The sequence below is a fragment of the Arthrobacter globiformis genome (assembly GCF_030818015.1).
Taxonomy (GTDB): domain Bacteria; phylum Actinomycetota; class Actinomycetes; order Actinomycetales; family Micrococcaceae; genus Arthrobacter; species Arthrobacter globiformis_C.
Genome location: NZ_JAUSZX010000001.1, coordinates 3,140,785 through 3,156,447, shown reverse-complemented (window position 1 = coordinate 3,156,447; position 15,663 = coordinate 3,140,785). Strand labels below are relative to the sequence as shown.

Sequence of the window (15,663 nt, the reverse complement as noted above, 5' to 3'; positions counted from 1 at the left end):
GATTCAAGGAAATTCACATGACCGAACAGACTCCCGTGCAGAGCACGCCCTTCCCGTCCGCGTCCATCCTCGGCTACCCCCGCATCGGCCGCCGCCGCGAACTCAAGAAGGCCGTGGAAGCCTACTGGGCCGGCAAGATTGACGCCGCCGCCCTCGACGCCGCTGCCAAGGAAATCCAGCTGGGCACCGCCAAGCGCCTGCAAGGCCTCGGCCTCACCGAAGCCGCTGCGGTTCCGGGCACGTTCTCCTTCTACGACCAGGTGCTCGACGCCGCCGCCCATGTCGGCGCCGTTCCGGGCCGCTTCGGCAACCTCCTCAACGCCGAGGGACAGCTGGACATCGACGGCTACTTCACCCTGGCCCGCGGCAACAAGGAACAGCAGCCGCTGGAAATGACCAAATGGTTCGACACCAATTACCACTACCTCGTACCGGAAATCGGCCCGGAGACAAACTTCGCGCTCACGTCCAACCGCATCGTTGAAGAATTTGAATACGCCCTCGCCAACGGCGTGGAGACCCGCCCGTACATCGTCGGCCCGGTCACCTTCTTGCTCCTGAGCAAGGCTTCCGACGACGCCCCCGCCGGCTTCAGCGCGCTGTCCCGCCTCGAGGATGTCCTGCCGGTCTACACCGCGCTGCTCGGAAAGCTGGCAGCTGCCGGCGCCAGCTGGGTCCAGCTGGACGAGCCGGCCCTGGTGGTGGACCAGGACACCCCGGAACAGGAGATCCAGGCAGCCGTTGCCCGCTCCTACGAGGTGCTCTCAGCTGCAGCCAGCCGCCCGCAGCTGTTCGTCTCCACGCCGTACGGCGGGCTGAACGGCCAGCTCGGCACCCTCGCTGCCACCGGCATCGACGCCCTGCACATCGACGTCTTCAAGGGCGAGGTTCCCTCCGCTGCAGCACTGGCTGCGCTGGGCACCAAGACCCTTGTGGCCGGCGTCGTGGACGGCCACAACATCTGGCGCAACGACCTGCAGGCCTCGGCGAACAAGATCGCCGAGCTGCAGAAGAGCGTCGCCAAGCTGGCCATCAGCACCTCCACCTCCACCCAGCACGTCCCGCACGACGTCGAGGAAGAGGTCCAGCTGTCCGAGCAGCTGCGCAGCTGGCTGGCTTTCGCCGACCAGAAGGCCGTTGAGGTTGTTACCCTCGCTGGCCTGCTGACCGACGCGGCCGCAGTTCAGCCGGCAATCGATGAGGCCACCCGCGTCATCGCCTCCCGCGCCGAAGCCGAGGGTGTCCGCCGTGCCGACGTCCGGGCCCGCACCGAGGCACTGACCCCGGCCGACTTCAACCGCTCCGAGTACTCGGTCCGCGAAGCCGCCCAGGAAGCAGCACTGCACCTGCCGCCGCTGCCCACCACCACCATCGGGTCCTTCCCGCAGACCTCGGAAATCCGTTCGGCCCGCGCGCGCAACAACAAGGGCGACCTCACCAACGAGCAGTACGAGCAGCTCATGAAGGACGAGATCAAGCGCGTTGTTGAGCTGCAGGAAGAGCTCGGCTACGACGTCCTGGTGCACGGCGAGCCCGAGCGCAACGACATGGTCCAGTACTTCGCCGAGAACCTGGAAGGCTTCGACGTCACGGTCCACGGCTGGGTCCAGTCCTATGGCTCCCGCTGCACCCGTCCGTCCATCCTCTGGGGCGACGTCACCCGCAGCGCCCCCATCACGGTGGAATGGGCCAAGTACGCCCAGTCGCTGACCAGCAAGCCGATGAAGGGCATGCTGACCGGTCCGGTCACCATCCTGGCCTGGTCCTTCGTCCGCGACGACCAGCCGCTGGGTGAGACCGCCAACCAGGTGGGCCTGGCGCTGCGCGACGAGATCGCCGACCTCGAAGCTGCCGGCATCAAGATCATCCAGGTTGACGAGCCTGCCTTGCGCGAACTGCTCCCGCTGCGCAAGGCCGACCAGCCCGCTTACCTGGACTGGTCCGTCAACTCCTTCCGCCTGGCCACCGCCGGTGCAGCTGACGCCACGCAGATCCACACCCACCTGTGCTACTCCGAGTTCGGCGTGATCATCGACGCGATCGACGGCCTGGACGCCGACGTGACCTCGATCGAAGCCGCCCGCTCCCGCATGGAGGTTGTCCACGACCTCGAGTCCCACGGCTTCGGCCGCGGCGTGGGACCCGGCGTTTACGACATCCACTCGCCGCGCGTCCCGGGCGAGCAGGAAGTCACCGAACTGCTGAGCACCGCCGTGAAGCACGTTCCGTCCCGCCAGCTCTGGGTCAACCCGGACTGTGGCCTGAAGACCCGCGGCTACGCCGAGACCGAAGCGTCCCTGCGCAACCTGGTCACGGCCACCAAGACGGTCCGCGCCAGCCTGCTCGAAGGCGCCAAGGCATAAAAAGCACCACGAACGGGCGCCCGTCACCGCAAAGGTGACGGGCGCCGTCGTTCTTTAAGTCGTTCTTTAAGCGGTCTTCAGGATTCCCAGACGATCTCGTCGTCGACGACGCCGTCCTCGTCAGCGGAGGCCACCAGGACCTCGTCCGTGAAGTGCTCGCCCAGGGTGAAATCCAGAACAAAGTAGCGCTCGGGCTGGCCAGGGTAGATTCCCACGTGGCCGAGTTTCAGGGCCTTGAGGAACACCGCATTGGTGAGCTGGCTCTTGTCCTTCACGCCAAAGATTTTCTGCAGGTGCTCGTCCTTGATGGCGTTGCAGTGGAAGCGGAGGTATTCCTGTGGGCTGGTGCCCTCCTGCTCGAGCTCCTCGGCAATCATTTCCCTGACCTCGTCCACGAGCTCGGGGAGGTACCGGAGGCGGTAGTCAACCTTGTGCATGGCCGCTTCGTCGAAGTGGTCATGGGCATTGATGTTCAGGTCCAGCTCAAGGCGCTGTCCGGCCAGCTCGTGCTCCGCGGCAACGTTATGGTCCCTGCCGTGGTTCAGCTCGATTACTCCGAAGTGCTGGCTCGCTACCTTGGTGGTCATATCTTCAACATAGACCCGAAAAGCGGAGCATTCCAGCATCGGGGATCATTTAACTGACTGCCCCAGGGCGCCCATCGTTTCCGCCAGGAGGTCCACGAACAGCTGCACCCGGGCCGTCTTCTTGTCATTGATGAGCAGCGCGAAGACGTTGCGGGCCAGCCGGATCTCCGGGACGTCCAGCACCACGACGCCGGCCGGCCGGTGGAGCAGCGCCAGCTCCGGCACCAGGGCTGCCCCCAGCCCGGCGGCTGCCATTTCAAGGCTGGCATGAAAGTCGTCGCTGTAGGCCACCACGCGGGGGTGGAGGTTGCAGCCGGCGAACAGGCGCTCAATGACGGTGGCATCGCTCGTGCCGGGATGGTGCATGATCCACGGCATGTCCGAAAGATGGTCCGCCGCCACCTTGGCGTCGGTCCGGAATCCCCACCCGGCGGGCAGAACCACGCGGAAGTTGTCGTCGCCGATCCACTGCCGGTTGATGGTGTGCGGCCAGGCCAGCCCGGACTGCCCCACCTGATACACGAGCGCCACATCGGTGTCGCCGCCGGTGCGCAGCCCCTGGATGGTCTGGGCCGGTTCCGCCACGGAAACTTTCAGGTCGATACCCAGGCCCTTCCATGCCGGACTGCGCAGGATCCGCGGCAGAACGTAGGTGGCGAGGCTCGGGAAGATACCCAGCCGGAGCTCCTGGGTGGTGGTGTCCTGCGTCTTAGATGCGGCAGCCATCAGCGCCTCGATGTCGGTGAGGACTTTAGCCGCGTGGCGCGCCATCACCATCGCCGCGTCGGTGGGAACCACGCTCCGGGCCGAGCGCTGGAACAGGCGGACGCCGGTATCCCGCTCCAGTGCGGACATCTGCTGGGACACCGCCGAGGCGGTGTAGCCAAGCCGGGTCGCCGCCGCCGCGAAGGAACCCAGCCGCGTCACCTCAAGGAGCGTCCTCAAATGCACGGGGTTGACCACCAGCCAACCTTACTCCGGGTGCTTTGGGACGGGAAAAAGACGGAGCAGCACACCACGCTCCGGGTCCGTGAGCGCCGGGGGATGGGCGACCACTGTGCCGCCACCCTGAGGCTGTGGGAGGAGGGGTTCCTGCAGCGTGCCGCGGAAATGCGGGAGCTCGGATTCGACGAGGTCTTCCAGCGCGTCTCGAGATCGGCGTTTGCTTAATCACAGTGGGGGTCCCGAAGCATGCTTGAGGACCCCACTGCTGTGTTCCCGGCCACTCAAAGGGTGCCGCCTGGCGTGCCGCGACACGCCGTCTGCAGGACGACACGCTGGGGTTTAAATGTGTCTAACTACTCCACAGGGTGTGGATTCCGTCCGTCAAAAAGCCGGAAATCCGGACATTTTGAGGGTCCCGGCCTGTGGATTAAAAGTGCATTAAATGACATACTTGTAATACATCATCTTGGGGTCCCATCCGGGGCCGCGCACTACATGTAGTATCGACATACAGATTGAGCGGGAGACCGGCGCAGCCAGTACTGGACGGTAAGGTCCGGGCAGAGTCCACCGCTACGATGCCATGAGATTTAAAGACAGAGACACCTGCAAGGTCTCAGAAGAGTGCAGCAGCAGTGACTTCAACAAAGGGGACAGGAACCATGACCGTTACGGTTTACACCAAGCCGGCCTGCGTACAGTGCAACGCTACCTACCGTGCGCTGGACAAGAAGGGCATCGCCTACCAGAGCGTGGACATCTCCCAGGATGCCGACGCCCTTGAGCGCCTGAAGTCGCTCGGCTACATGCAGGCACCGGTCGTCGTCACGGACCAGGACCACTGGTCCGGTTTCCGCCCGGACAAGATCGAAGAGCTGGCGCTCAGCGCGTCCGCTTCTGTGGCCTAAGGCTGCGCCCACGCCGTTTCCGGCAGAGAATTCCCAAGCAGGAGAATTCCCAAGTAGATGAGGTGACTCGCATGGCCGCGCCGGCACTTGCCGATGCGCCGGCCGCAGCCCGTGCTGCGGACACGACGCCCGTCAGTCAGACACCGCCCGTGAACCACACCCACAGCCGCCTCATCTACTTTTCCTCGGCCTCCGAGAACACCAGGCGCTTCATCGGGAAGCTTGGTGCGGACGCCGCCAGGATCCCCCTGCATGCGAAGGATGAACCCCTCGTTGCCTGTGAGCCGTTCGTGCTCGTGGTCCCCACCTACGGCGGGACAGGCGGCGAGGGTTCAGTGCCCAAGCAGGTCATCAGGTTCCTGAACAACCCGGACAACCGGCGCCTGCTCCGTGGCGTCATCGGGGCCGGAAACACGAATTTCGGGGACAACTACTGCATGGCAGGCGACATCATCGCCGCCAAGTGCAAGGTCCCCCACCTATACAGGTTCGAACTCATGGGCACGCCGGAAGACGTCTCCCGTGTACAAGAAGGATTGGAAGAGTTTTGGACACGACTGTCGCAGACACAGAAGTAACCAGGCCCGAAGGAAAGGACGCGTCCATGGACACGGCTGTTGAAAAGCAGGAGAAGCCGGCGCTCCCCGCTGCCTACAAAGGCCTGGGTTACCACGAGCTGAACGCGATGCTGAACCTGTACGGTCCGAACGGCGAGATCCAGTTCGAGGCTGACCGCGAGGCTGCCCACCAGTACTTCCTGCAGCACGTGAACAACAACACGGTCTTCTTCCATGACCTCGAGGAGAAGCTCGACTACCTGGTGAAGAACCAGTACTACGAGCGCGAAACCCTCGACCAGTACACGATGAACTTCATCCGTGACCTGTTCAACCGCGCCTACAAGAAGAAGTTCCGCTTCGAGACATTCCTGGGCGCCTTCAAGTTCTACACGTCCTACACGCTGAAGACGTTCGACGGCAAGCGCTTCCTGGAGCGCTACGAGGACCGCGTGTGCATGGTCGCCCTGCACCTGGCCCGCGGCAACGAGCAGCTCGCCCTGCAGATGGTCGACGAAATCATCGAGGGCCGCTTCCAGCCGGCCACCCCGACGTTCCTGAACGCCGGCAAGAAGCAGCGCGGAGAGCTGGTCTCCTGCTTCCTGCTCCGCATCGAGGACAACATGGAGTCGATCGGCCGCTCCATCAACTCGGCGCTGCAGCTGTCCAAGCGCGGCGGCGGTGTGGCGTTCGCCCTGACCAACATCCGCGAGGTCGGCGCGCCGATCAAGCAGATCGAGAACCAGTCCTCCGGTGTCATCCCCGTGATGAAGCTCCTCGAAGACAGCTTCTCCTACGCCAACCAGCTCGGTGCCCGCCAGGGCGCCGGTGCCGTGTACCTGCACGCCCACCACCCGGACATCTACCGGTTCCTGGACACCAAGCGGGAGAACGCGGACGAGAAGATCCGCATCAAGACCCTCTCGCTCGGCGTCGTCATCCCGGACATTACCTTCGAGCTGGCCAAGAAAGACGAGGACATGTACCTGTTCTCGCCGTACGACGTCGAACGCGTCTACGGGATGCCGTTCTCCGACGTCTCGGTCACCGAGAAGTACTACGAGATGGTGGACGATTCCCGGATCAAGAAGACCAAGATCAAGGCGCGCGAGTTCTTCCAGACCCTCGCCGAGATTCAGTTCGAGTCCGGCTACCCGTACATCATGTTCGAGGACACCGTTAACCGGGAAAACCCGATCGACGGCAAGATCATCATGTCCAACCTGTGCTCGGAGATCCTCCAGGTCTCGCAGCCCACGACGTACCACGATGACCTGTCCTACGACGAGACCGGTAAGGACATCTCCTGCAACCTTGGTTCGCTGAACATCGCGAAGACCATGGATTCGCCGGACTTTGGCCTGACCATCGAGACGGCCATCCGCTCGCTCTCGGCTGTCTCGGACATGTCCAACATCACCTCGGTGCCGTCCATCGCCCGTGGCAACGACCAGTCGCACGCTATCGGCCTGGGCCAGATGAACCTGCACGGCTACCTGGCGCGTGAGCGGGTCCACTACGGCTCCGAAGAGGGCCTGGACTTCACCAACATCTACTTCTACTCCGTGGTGTTCCACGCGGTCCGCGCGTCGAACCTGCTCTCCATCGAGACCGGCCAGACGTTCGGCGGCTTCGAGAAGTCCAAGTACGCCTCCGGTGAGTTCTTCGACAAGTACACGGAGCAGGAATGGGTGCCTCAAACCGAGAAGGTCAGGGAGCTCTTCAAGAACGTGCACATCCCCACGCAGGATGACTGGCGCGAGCTGAAGGCCTCCGTGATGGAGCACGGCATCTACAACCAGAACCTGCAGGCCGTCCCGCCGACCGGTTCGATCTCCTACATCAACAACTCCACCTCCTCGATCCACCCGGTGGCGTCCAAGATTGAGATCCGTAAGGAAGGCAAGATCGGCCGGGTCTACTACCCGGCGCCGTACCTGACGAACGACAACCTGGAGTACTACCAGGACGCGTACGAGATCGGCTACGAGAAGATCATCGACACCTACGCCGCCGCCACCCAGCACGTGGACCAGGGCCTGTCGCTGACGCTGTTCTTCAAGGACACCGCCACCACCCGCGACATCAACAAGGCGCAGATCTACGCCTGGCGTAAGGGCATCAAGACCATCTACTACATCCGTCTCCGCCAGCTTGCGCTGGAAGGGACGGAGGTTGAGGGCTGCGTTTCCTGCATGCTTTAGTTGTGGCTTCAACTAAATAGTAACCAGTACGACGGCGGGTGCCCGCCCGCCGTCGTACGCTTTAAGTAAGAACCAACCCAACTTTTTAGGGGATGACATGACCGAGAAGGTCAAGCTGCTCAGCCACGTCGAGGCCATCAACTGGAACCGCATCCAGGACGACAAGGACGTGGAGGTCTGGAACCGACTCGTCAACAACTTCTGGCTGCCGGAGAAGGTGCCGCTGTCCAACGACGTCCAGTCGTGGAATACGCTCACCCCGGCCGAACAGCAGCTGACCATGCGCGTGTTCACCGGCCTGACCCTGCTGGACACCATCCAGGGAACCGTCGGCGCGGTCTCGTTGATTCCGGATGCGATCACCCCGCATGAAGAGGCCGTGTACACCAACATCGCCTTCATGGAGGCCGTGCACGCCAAGAGCTATTCCTCGATCTTCTCCACCCTCTGCTCCACCAAGGAGATCGACGACGCCTTCCGCTGGTCCACGGAGAACGAGAACCTTCAGAAGAAGGCCCAGATCGTCATGGACTACTACCAGGGCGACGATCCCCTGAAGCGCAAGGTGGCCTCCACGCTGCTGGAGAGCTTCCTGTTCTACTCCGGCTTCTACCTGCCGATGTACTGGTCCTCGCGCGCCAAGCTGACGAACACGGCTGACCTGATCCGCCTGATCATCCGCGACGAGGCCGTGCACGGCTACTACATCGGCTACAAGTTCCAGCGCGGGCTGGAGACCGTTTCCGAGGCCCGCCGGCAGGAAATCAAGGACTACACGTTCGAGCTGCTCTTCGAGCTGTACGAGAACGAAGTCCAGTACACGCACGACCTCTACGACGGCGTGGGCCTGGCCGAGGACGTGAAGAAGTTCCTGCACTACAACGCCAACAAGGCGCTGATGAACCTGGGATACGAGGCCATGTTCCCGGCGTCCGTCACGGACGTGAACCCGGCTATCCTCTCGGCCCTGTCGCCGAACGCCGACGAGAACCACGACTTCTTCTCGGGTTCGGGCTCGTCTTACGTCATCGGCAAGGCCGTCAACACCGAGGATGAGGACTGGGACTTTTAGGTCTTCTGTCAATCCTCGGGAAGCTGCTTGAGGAGTCTCGTGGGTAGATTGAGCTAGCCTGAAATGGCCCCGCATGCTGACGCGTGCGGGGCCATTTCGTTATTCGACCGGTGGGGTGTGGCGATGTCCTCCTCGGAGAGGGCGCGCTTCCGCGCGGTCCACCATGTGGCCGAGGTTCCGGGCATGGACGAAGCACCTGCCTGGTCGGTCCACGGAGCCGCGCGGGCCGGTGGCCTGTCCTTGGACAAGAACCACGTGCAAACGCAGGCAAGCGGGAAGGTCCGATCAGGTTTTGGCGAGCGGCAGCACCAGCATGTAGCCGGTCGGCAGATTGCTGCTCCAGCGTCGCGGCTCGCGGACGACGAACTGCGTCGCCAACTGCTCGGGGGTGAGCAGGGCGTTGGGCGCGGGGGACGGTCCCCACTGCTGGTCGCCGTACGGGTAGAGCGGATCTTGGACGCGGATGCCGGTGACCGAGAACTTTGGGAACCGGTCGGGGTCGCCGAGTGAGGTGAAGCCGCTCATCACCCATACGTGCCGACCCCGCCACATGACCAGCCCAACTGGCCGGCCCGTGTCGGCGATGGCGCGCGCCGCAGTGCGCATCGCTTCCTTATAGTCGGCAATGCTGACGACGACGTAGGGCCCCATCCCGACCTTGGTCAGCACCTTGGCCCAACCCAAGGGGTTGGCACCGTTGAACGAATTGGTCGACCGTGCCCGGGCCGCCTCCCACAGCTCGCCCTGCTGAACGCGGTCGGCCCAGATGTCGGCCCCTGTGTCGTCGATGAGATTGTGCATGATCTGGACGCTGGCCGCCACACACCACTCAAAGGTGTACTGCGGAACGAAGTCCCCCTCCTGGTAAAGGTTGAGGGCGAACGCCCGGGGCACGGGTGCCGGCGCGGGAACCGATGTCGGGGTGGGGGACGGGGTCAGGTGAGGAGCGGGGACGTCATCGCGTGTGGCCGGCGGGGCCGAGGAAGTCTGGATCGGTCGATCGGTGGCGGCCTCATCGAGTCTGAGAGCGGGCGAGCAGGCCGAGAGGACGGTCGCCAGAACGACCAACCAGGCAAGAAGACGGAGCAGGGCACCGATCATGACCGATCCAGTTTACCGCGACCCGGAGGGAATACATCGAGGTGTCCAGCCCGTAAACGGCATTGATCTCCGTCGCGGAAATCACGGTGCCGCCGTCCATGAGTGGCTGGGCGTAAGACCTGCCCGTCCGCCGCCGTGGAGAACAGTTTGCCGAAGTTCGCCGAGGGGCTTCCAGCGCAGCTCCTCGGATCAGCTGCCCGAAGGAGTCGTCCGCCGGGTCCAGGTGCAAGGGGGGAATGCGTTCCGGACCCGGCGATCTGAAGCTAAGGTTCGCGGCTACCTGTGCTTCAGTGACAAGACCAGTTTCTGCCCGGCACATTATGAAATACGTGCTCGACCTGAGAGTGTGCGTCCGTTTCAACCCCCTGTTTGAGGGGGACAGTAGGCCGCCTTCAAGGTTTCTCCACAGCTCTGCCTGGCGGGCTGGTGAAGAGGCGGGCCAGTTTGCACAAGCGACTGCGTTGGACGCACCCACGTGATCCGAAAACCTCAAGGCACTAACCCGACTGACCGCCCTCGACTGCCTGGCAGCCATAGAAAGCGTCATGGGCCGGTACATGGACCGTGTGGCCGCTGCTTACCTGACACGCCTTGATCCTGTGATCCTGGCCGATGCCCTCGCTGCCGATCTCGCCTCCACAGCGACAGACGAAGACGACGACCGTGCTGAGTTTGTCATCGCCGCCGTGCACGGGTTCGTAGACTTTCTCGCGGACACTGACCGGTGGTCAGGTTCAGCGGAACAGGCTCGCGGACGTCCTTGACCTGCTCAACGCCCTTCTGGAGGAAACGGATGATTGGAGCCTCGTGGACGTGCCGGTCATTTCCGACGACGACGCCCTGCAGGTCTTCTCGGAGCTCCCGCTGATCCAGCGGACCACGGCACTGCTTCAGTGGATCGGCGACGCAAAGCCGGTGACCGGAACCGGTGCACTCCGGACGAAGGACATCGAAGCGGCGGCAGCGTGTGTCGGACTGAGGGTCAGAGGCGGGCCCAAGCAGGCTGAGGTCCCGCAGAGCGGAAACGGCGGTTCGGAAAGGCCCATCCAGACAGTCCGCAGCATGTATGAAGTGCCGCTGCTGGCGCAGGTGTGGGAAGCGCTGGGCCGCACTGAACTGATCAAGGTCGGCCCAACGAAGGCGGTGCCGTCGCCGGCCTCCGCCGTCTTCCAGGCCGGCAGCACCCCGGACCGGCTGGAGGAAGTGGTGTTCTTCGTCGACCAGTTCCTCGAGGCCTCGGTGCTCGGCTATGACCCTGAGCAGCCGTGGGAAATCCTCGTTGCCGCAACGGTGGCCTCTATCCTGCTGGCGGCCGCCTCGGAGGATCCTCCCAGGACGGACACTGTGCTGGACCCCCGGACAGGTGCGTCGCCAGAGGAAAGGGCCACGGTCGAGTCGCTGAAGGCAGCGGCCATGAACCAACTGCAAGTCCTAGCCGAGCAGGGGATCCTGACGATCGACACGCATTTCCGCGTACCGCCTGCCTTGGTCCGGTGCATTGCGAATACCTATGAGGACGCTACGGTGCTGGAGGACCTGGGCCTGCTGGACATCCCTGACCTCGATCTGGATTCCGAGGATGCCTAGCATTGGTTCCATCCGCATGATTTGTCTGTCGATGAAGGAGCGTTGGTGGCATGCCCAAGACTGGCAAAAACGATCACGCCCGCAAGGAAGAGCTTCCCTCGACCCTGCAGCGTTCTGAGCAGAAAGCCCAGGACACTTTCGCCAAGACCTACGATTCAGCGTTGGAGTCCTATGACAATGACGAGAGCCGGGCTGCCCGGACAGCCTTCGCGGCCCTAAAGCACAGCTACGAGAAGGTCGGCGACCACTGGGAACCGAAGGAGAAGCGCGGCCCCTCCGATCAGCACGCGGCGGAGGGCCTGGATTCACCGGCGCCCACCGCGGGAGGCGTGGACGCGAACGCCTCGAAGGAGCACCTCTACAAGCTGGCCCAGGAACTGAACGTCGAGGGACGTTCGAAGATGGACAAGGCCGAACTTGTCGAGGCGCTCCAGAAGGCCAATGATGCCGCCACCCGGAAGGCGCGGGGCGACTGAGCCTATCCGTCTTTGGGGCGAAAGTAGGAGGATCCCGACGGCGTCCGCTCCAGCACGCCGAAATCGATCATGTAGCGGCGCAGCAGCACCACATCGTCGGTGTAGCTCAGGAGCCGTTCATTGACCTTTCGTTCGGTGAGCTCCTCGCCCGGCTCGAAGGTCTCGGCGGCAATCCAGGCCAGGAGTTCCTTCCGCTCCGCCTGGTTGGCCGGATACCTGTCGATCCGGCCAAGACGCATGAACCGGGCCACTCCAGTCTGCGGCTGGCGTTTGGGCTGTTGCGTGAGGAGGTCGCGGAATATCGACTCGGATGCCTCCAGTTCATTGCCGGCGGTCCGTTCGACCAGCCCTGCGTCGAGCAGGGCGGCGATGGCCCGGTCGCGCCGTTGGCCGGCCAGAGTGGAAGACAAATCCTGTTTTGCCCCGAGCACTATCTGTGCGTAGGCGGTCCGGGCATCGCGGTTGGCGAGGGCCCCCATCACCCGCCGCCAATGCGGCCCGCTCTGCCTAATCTCCCTGCTCACCGCGCTTCCCCCTTTGCTCTGGCCAGCCGGATCGTTGCCGGTTAGCGTCGGCGGGTACGACAGCAAAAATCGTAGTCCCGGGCGGTTCAGGCCGGAAGGCGCCACCTGCCCGGATTCCGTGGGGTGAAAGTGCCCGCCCGGAATCTATGGCGCCGGGCCGACGTCGTGATGTGAAATGGTCCCGGGGACACTATCCGTGAGCGGGCCCGAAACGGCAGAGAACAACCTGGGCCATTGCGCTGGCCGTGTTGGGCGCATGGCTTCCCGAAGTCATACCAATGGTCCAGGTGGCCCGCTCACCGTTAGGGTGCTCGGCCGCCGGCCCGGTGGCAGGCATACTTGGATGACCCCGTCCCAGCAACGGAAGAATCTGATGACGCCACACCAAGCCGTACCGAATGTCACCCTGAACAATGGCGTCCAGATCCCGCAGCTTGGCTTCGGTGTCTTCCAGGTTCCCCCGGAAGAGACCCAGCGCATCGTGGAGGATGCTCTGGAAGCCGGCTACCGCCACATCGACACCGCGGCGGCGTACGGCAACGAGGCCGCCGTCGGCGCCGCGATCGCTGCCTCTGGGATCCGCCGTGAGGACATCTTCGTCACCACCAAGCTGCGCAACGGCGAGCAGGGCACGGCCCAGGAAGCCTTCCAGAACAGCCGCCGTGAATTGGGAATCGACTACGTTGACCTGTACCTGATCCACTGGCCGGTGCCGTCCCGGAACCTTTTCACCGAGGCATGGAAAGCCATGGAGAAGCTGCACGCAAGCGGCGAGATCCGAGCGATCGGCGTGTCAAACTTCCTGGCGGACCACCTGGATACGCTCCTCCAGTCGGCGGACGTTGTTCCGGCCGTCAACCAGTTCGAGCTGCACCCCACGTTCCAGCAGCCCGAACTGGCGGCAAAGAGCCGCTCCCTGGGCATTGCCGTGGAGGCGTACAGCCCCCTGGGCCAGGGCGCTGATCTGGACGCTGCGGCAGTGACATCCGCAGCCGGCAGGTACGGCGTCACCCCCGCCCTGGTTGTGCTGGCCTGGCACCTCGCCCAGGGCAACATTGCCATTCCCAAGTCAGCCAACAGCGGCCGCATGCGGGACAACCTGGCGGCCGTCGGCGTCACACTGACACCTGCCGAGATTAGCGGGATCACCGCCCTCGAAACCGGTGCCCGCATCGGTTCGGATCCTGCCGTCGCCGCCCACAGCCAAATGTAAGGGGACCCATGAATTCCAACGACCTGTTGCTGGACGCCTTTGGCCGTATCCGCGAAATCGTGGATGCCACACTCGTTGGGCTCGACGACGAGAGCCTGGCCCGCCGGCCCGCGGGCAACGGCAACTCCATTGCATGGCTGATCTGGCATCTCAGCCGGGTGGAGGACGCGCAGGTTGCCTCCGCGGCCGGGCTGCCTCAGGTCTGGACCTCCCAGGGCTTTGCCGGCAGGTTTGGCCTGCCGCTTCCCGAAAGGGACACCGGCTATGGCCATTCGTCGGACAAGGTCGACGCCGTCAGGGTCCCGCGGGAGCTGCTCGCTGAGTACTACGAGGCGGTCCACCGGCAGACCGCGGAGGTTCTGAGCAAGCTCGGCGACGATGACCTTGACCGCGTCGTGGATACACGCTGGGACCCGCCGGTCACCTTCGGTGTCCGGCTGGTCAGCATAATTGCGGACTGCCTTCAGCACGCAGGGCAGGCCGCCTACGCCAAGGGCCTGAAAGGCGGCGCGCAGGTCTAGCAGGCAGCGGGTTGCAGCCGGTGCCTTGTCTGGCGTCGGCGTTCGGAGGAGGATAAGCGGCAAAACTCCAGGAGGCCGTGATGACCCAGCTTGGCAAGTTTGAGAAGTACCTGATTGAGGAATTTTTCGACGACTACCGTGCCGGGGCCATGAGCCAACACACCTTCACGCGCCGGGTCGCGTTCATCACCGGCAGCATGGCTGCGGCGTCCGCCGCGATGCTCCTGGTTGGGTGCACGCCCCAGGAAGTTCCGCGCAGCACCGATCCCATGCCCACTCCCAGTGCGCCGTCAGGCTCCGCCTCCGGCACCGCCTCAGGAGGCGCCGTTCCGGGGGCGAAGAGCCCGCTGTCCGTTCCCGAGGGGGCAGCCGGAATCACGACGTCGACAGTAAAGTTTTCGTCGGGCGGCACCGAGATCAGTGGTTACCTCGCCAGGCCCGAAGGCGGGAAGCCCGGCCCCGCCGTCCTGGTCTGCCACGAGAACCGCGGACTGACACCCCATATCCAGGACGTAGCCCGGCGCTTCGCGAAGGAAGGTTACGCGGCCCTGGCGATCGACCTGCTGAGCAGGGAAGGCGGCACGGTGAGCCTGGACCGCGATGCCGTTCCGGGAGCCTTGACGCAGGCCGGCGCCCAGCGGCACGTTGCGGACTTTGCAGCGGGATTCGACTACCTGCAGAAGCAGGACTTCGTGGAGCAGGGCCGCATTGCCATGACCGGCTACTGCTTCGGCGGGGGCATCACCTGGCAGTCGGCGGTAGAGATAACCGGCCTCAAGGCGACGTCGGCCTTCTACGGGCCGGCCCCCGACCTGGACAAGGTGCCGTCCATCAAGCCTGCGGTGTTTGGTGTCTACGCAGAACTGGACGATCGGATCACCGGCCCCATGCCGCAACTCCGGGATGCCCTGACGGCTGCGAGCGTGCGCAACCAGCTCAAGGTTTATCCCGGCGTCGACCACGCCTTCCACAACGACACCGGCGAACGCTACAACGAGCAGCAGGCAACTGCGGCCTGGAACGACACGCTGGCGTGGTTCAAGAAGTACGTCTAACGGTTGGCTAACCCTCGGTTGTCCGGGGATTCGGGGATCTTGGTCCGGTGCGCCGGCTACGCGCCGTCGTCCTTAGTCCTGGCCCTTGGGCCGTGACTGCGGCAGGTGCCCCTGGCGTCCGGCTTCACGCACCAACAGCCGGATGTTCGCGTACAGCACGGCCCTGACCGCATCGGGCTCCAGCCGCTGCCCGCGCCGGATGCGTGATTCCAGTTCCCTGCAGCACCGCTCCAGCCTCAGGGCTCCGGCCATGGCGGACGTCGCCCTCAGGCTCACGACGGCGTCAGCCGCCATCCGCGGGTCACGGCCCGCCAGGGCGCGGAGGATCTTCGACGCCCGCTCCGGCAACATCTGCAGGTAGTCATCGATGAAGGCCTCTGCGAAAGCGGGGCCCACTTCGGCGGCAAGGACCCGCAGCGGACCGGTGTCCAAGACGGGGATGTCTTCTGGGCCAGTCACTTCCCACCGCCTGCTGCTGTCCCCTGCATGCCCCGCCCATCGGTCCATGCCGCGACCCTTGCTGCGCGGCTTACCTGACACTGTCCCGCGG

General features: G+C 64.1%; 17 protein-coding genes. 12 read left to right on the top strand and 5 right to left on the bottom strand.

The window, feature by feature from the left end; all coding sequences use genetic code 11:
* Positions 1-17: 17 nt before the first annotated feature.
* The gene (gene metE, locus QFZ23_RS14735) at positions 18-2,363 is read left to right on the top strand and encodes a 5-methyltetrahydropteroyltriglutamate--homocysteine S-methyltransferase (RefSeq protein WP_306924007.1); all 2,346 of its coding nucleotides are present in this window, start codon (positions 18-20) and stop codon (positions 2,361-2,363) included.
* A 77-nt stretch (positions 2,364-2,440) separates the two neighbouring features.
* On the opposite strand, the gene QFZ23_RS14730 is transcribed toward metE, so the two are convergent.
* Positions 2,441-2,950, bottom strand: a complete 510-nt coding sequence (locus tag QFZ23_RS14730) for a DUF2004 domain-containing protein (RefSeq protein WP_003800997.1) — start codon at positions 2,948-2,950, stop codon at positions 2,441-2,443.
* Between the two features lie 45 nt (positions 2,951-2,995).
* Positions 2,996-3,913 carry a LysR family transcriptional regulator gene (locus QFZ23_RS14725; RefSeq protein WP_306924005.1) on the bottom strand — a complete coding sequence of 306 codons (918 nt, stop codon included), beginning with the start codon at positions 3,911-3,913 and terminating at the stop codon, positions 2,996-2,998.
* Here QFZ23_RS14725 and QFZ23_RS14720 point away from each other — a divergent pair.
* The 5 genes from QFZ23_RS14720 to nrdF all read left to right on the top strand — a co-directional run bounded on the left by QFZ23_RS14720 (position 3,896) and on the right by nrdF (position 8,636).
* On the top strand, positions 3,896-4,120 hold the full coding sequence (locus tag QFZ23_RS14720; RefSeq protein WP_306924003.1) for a hypothetical protein: 225 nt from the start codon (positions 3,896-3,898) through the stop codon (positions 4,118-4,120). The two genes, QFZ23_RS14725 and QFZ23_RS14720, sit on opposite strands and share 18 nt — an antisense overlap.
* A gap of 437 nt (positions 4,121-4,557) precedes the next feature.
* Positions 4,558-4,803, top strand: coding sequence for a glutaredoxin-like protein NrdH (gene nrdH, locus QFZ23_RS14715; protein WP_076802586.1), 246 nt, complete (start codon positions 4,558-4,560; stop codon positions 4,801-4,803).
* A gap of 71 nt (positions 4,804-4,874) precedes the next feature.
* Positions 4,875-5,381: a class Ib ribonucleoside-diphosphate reductase assembly flavoprotein NrdI gene (gene nrdI, locus QFZ23_RS14710; RefSeq protein ID WP_306924001.1), complete on the top strand. Its 507-nt coding sequence runs from the start codon at positions 4,875-4,877 to the stop codon at positions 5,379-5,381.
* Between the two features lie 26 nt (positions 5,382-5,407).
* Positions 5,408-7,564, top strand: coding sequence for a class 1b ribonucleoside-diphosphate reductase subunit alpha (nrdE, locus tag QFZ23_RS14705; protein ID WP_306923999.1), 2,157 nt, complete (start codon positions 5,408-5,410; stop codon positions 7,562-7,564).
* A 97-nt stretch (positions 7,565-7,661) separates the two neighbouring features.
* Positions 7,662-8,636 carry a class 1b ribonucleoside-diphosphate reductase subunit beta gene (gene nrdF, locus QFZ23_RS14700; protein WP_306923998.1) on the top strand — a complete coding sequence of 325 codons (975 nt, stop codon included), beginning with the start codon at positions 7,662-7,664 and terminating at the stop codon, positions 8,634-8,636.
* A gap of 285 nt (positions 8,637-8,921) precedes the next feature.
* Here the strand turns inward: nrdF and QFZ23_RS14695 are convergent, their stop codons facing one another.
* Complete coding sequence (locus QFZ23_RS14695) at positions 8,922-9,737, bottom strand: hypothetical protein (RefSeq protein ID WP_306923997.1); 816 nt, start codon at positions 9,735-9,737, stop codon at positions 8,922-8,924.
* Positions 9,738-10,282: 545 nt separating this feature from the next.
* On the opposite strand from QFZ23_RS14695, the gene QFZ23_RS14690 reads away from it, so the two are divergent.
* Genes QFZ23_RS14690 through QFZ23_RS14680 form a run of 3 tightly spaced genes read left to right on the top strand, consistent with a single transcriptional unit; the run spans position 10,283 to position 11,800 of the window.
* Positions 10,283-10,501 (top strand): hypothetical protein, encoded by a 219-nt coding sequence (locus QFZ23_RS14690; protein WP_306923996.1) that lies wholly within the window; start codon positions 10,283-10,285, stop codon positions 10,499-10,501.
* A 49-nt stretch (positions 10,502-10,550) separates the two neighbouring features.
* Positions 10,551-11,324, top strand: coding sequence for a hypothetical protein (locus QFZ23_RS14685; RefSeq protein ID WP_306923994.1), 774 nt, complete (start codon positions 10,551-10,553; stop codon positions 11,322-11,324).
* Positions 11,325-11,374: 50 nt separating this feature from the next.
* Positions 11,375-11,800, top strand: coding sequence for a ChaB family protein (locus QFZ23_RS14680; protein WP_306923993.1), 426 nt, complete (start codon positions 11,375-11,377; stop codon positions 11,798-11,800).
* 2 nt (positions 11,801-11,802) lie between these two features.
* Here QFZ23_RS14680 and QFZ23_RS14675 read toward each other — a convergent pair whose 3' ends face one another.
* On the bottom strand, positions 11,803-12,324 hold the full coding sequence (locus QFZ23_RS14675; RefSeq protein ID WP_306923991.1) for a DUF2087 domain-containing protein: 522 nt from the start codon (positions 12,322-12,324) through the stop codon (positions 11,803-11,805).
* A gap of 373 nt (positions 12,325-12,697) precedes the next feature.
* On the opposite strand from QFZ23_RS14675, the gene QFZ23_RS14670 reads away from it, so the two are divergent.
* From QFZ23_RS14670 to QFZ23_RS14660, 3 genes are all read left to right on the top strand, one after another.
* Positions 12,698-13,537: an aldo/keto reductase gene (locus QFZ23_RS14670; RefSeq protein ID WP_306923990.1), complete on the top strand. Its 840-nt coding sequence runs from the start codon at positions 12,698-12,700 to the stop codon at positions 13,535-13,537.
* An 8-nt stretch (positions 13,538-13,545) separates the two neighbouring features.
* Positions 13,546-14,058 (top strand): mycothiol transferase, encoded by a 513-nt coding sequence (locus QFZ23_RS14665; RefSeq protein WP_306923989.1) that lies wholly within the window; start codon positions 13,546-13,548, stop codon positions 14,056-14,058.
* Positions 14,059-14,138: 80 nt separating this feature from the next.
* Positions 14,139-15,113, top strand: coding sequence for a dienelactone hydrolase family protein (locus QFZ23_RS14660; protein ID WP_306923988.1), 975 nt, complete (start codon positions 14,139-14,141; stop codon positions 15,111-15,113).
* Between the two features lie 72 nt (positions 15,114-15,185).
* Here the strand turns inward: QFZ23_RS14660 and QFZ23_RS14655 are convergent, their stop codons facing one another.
* A complete protein-coding gene (locus QFZ23_RS14655; RefSeq protein WP_306923986.1) occupies positions 15,186-15,572 on the bottom strand; it encodes an Hpt domain-containing protein in 387 nt (128 codons plus the stop codon).
* Positions 15,573-15,663: the final 91 nt, after the last annotated feature.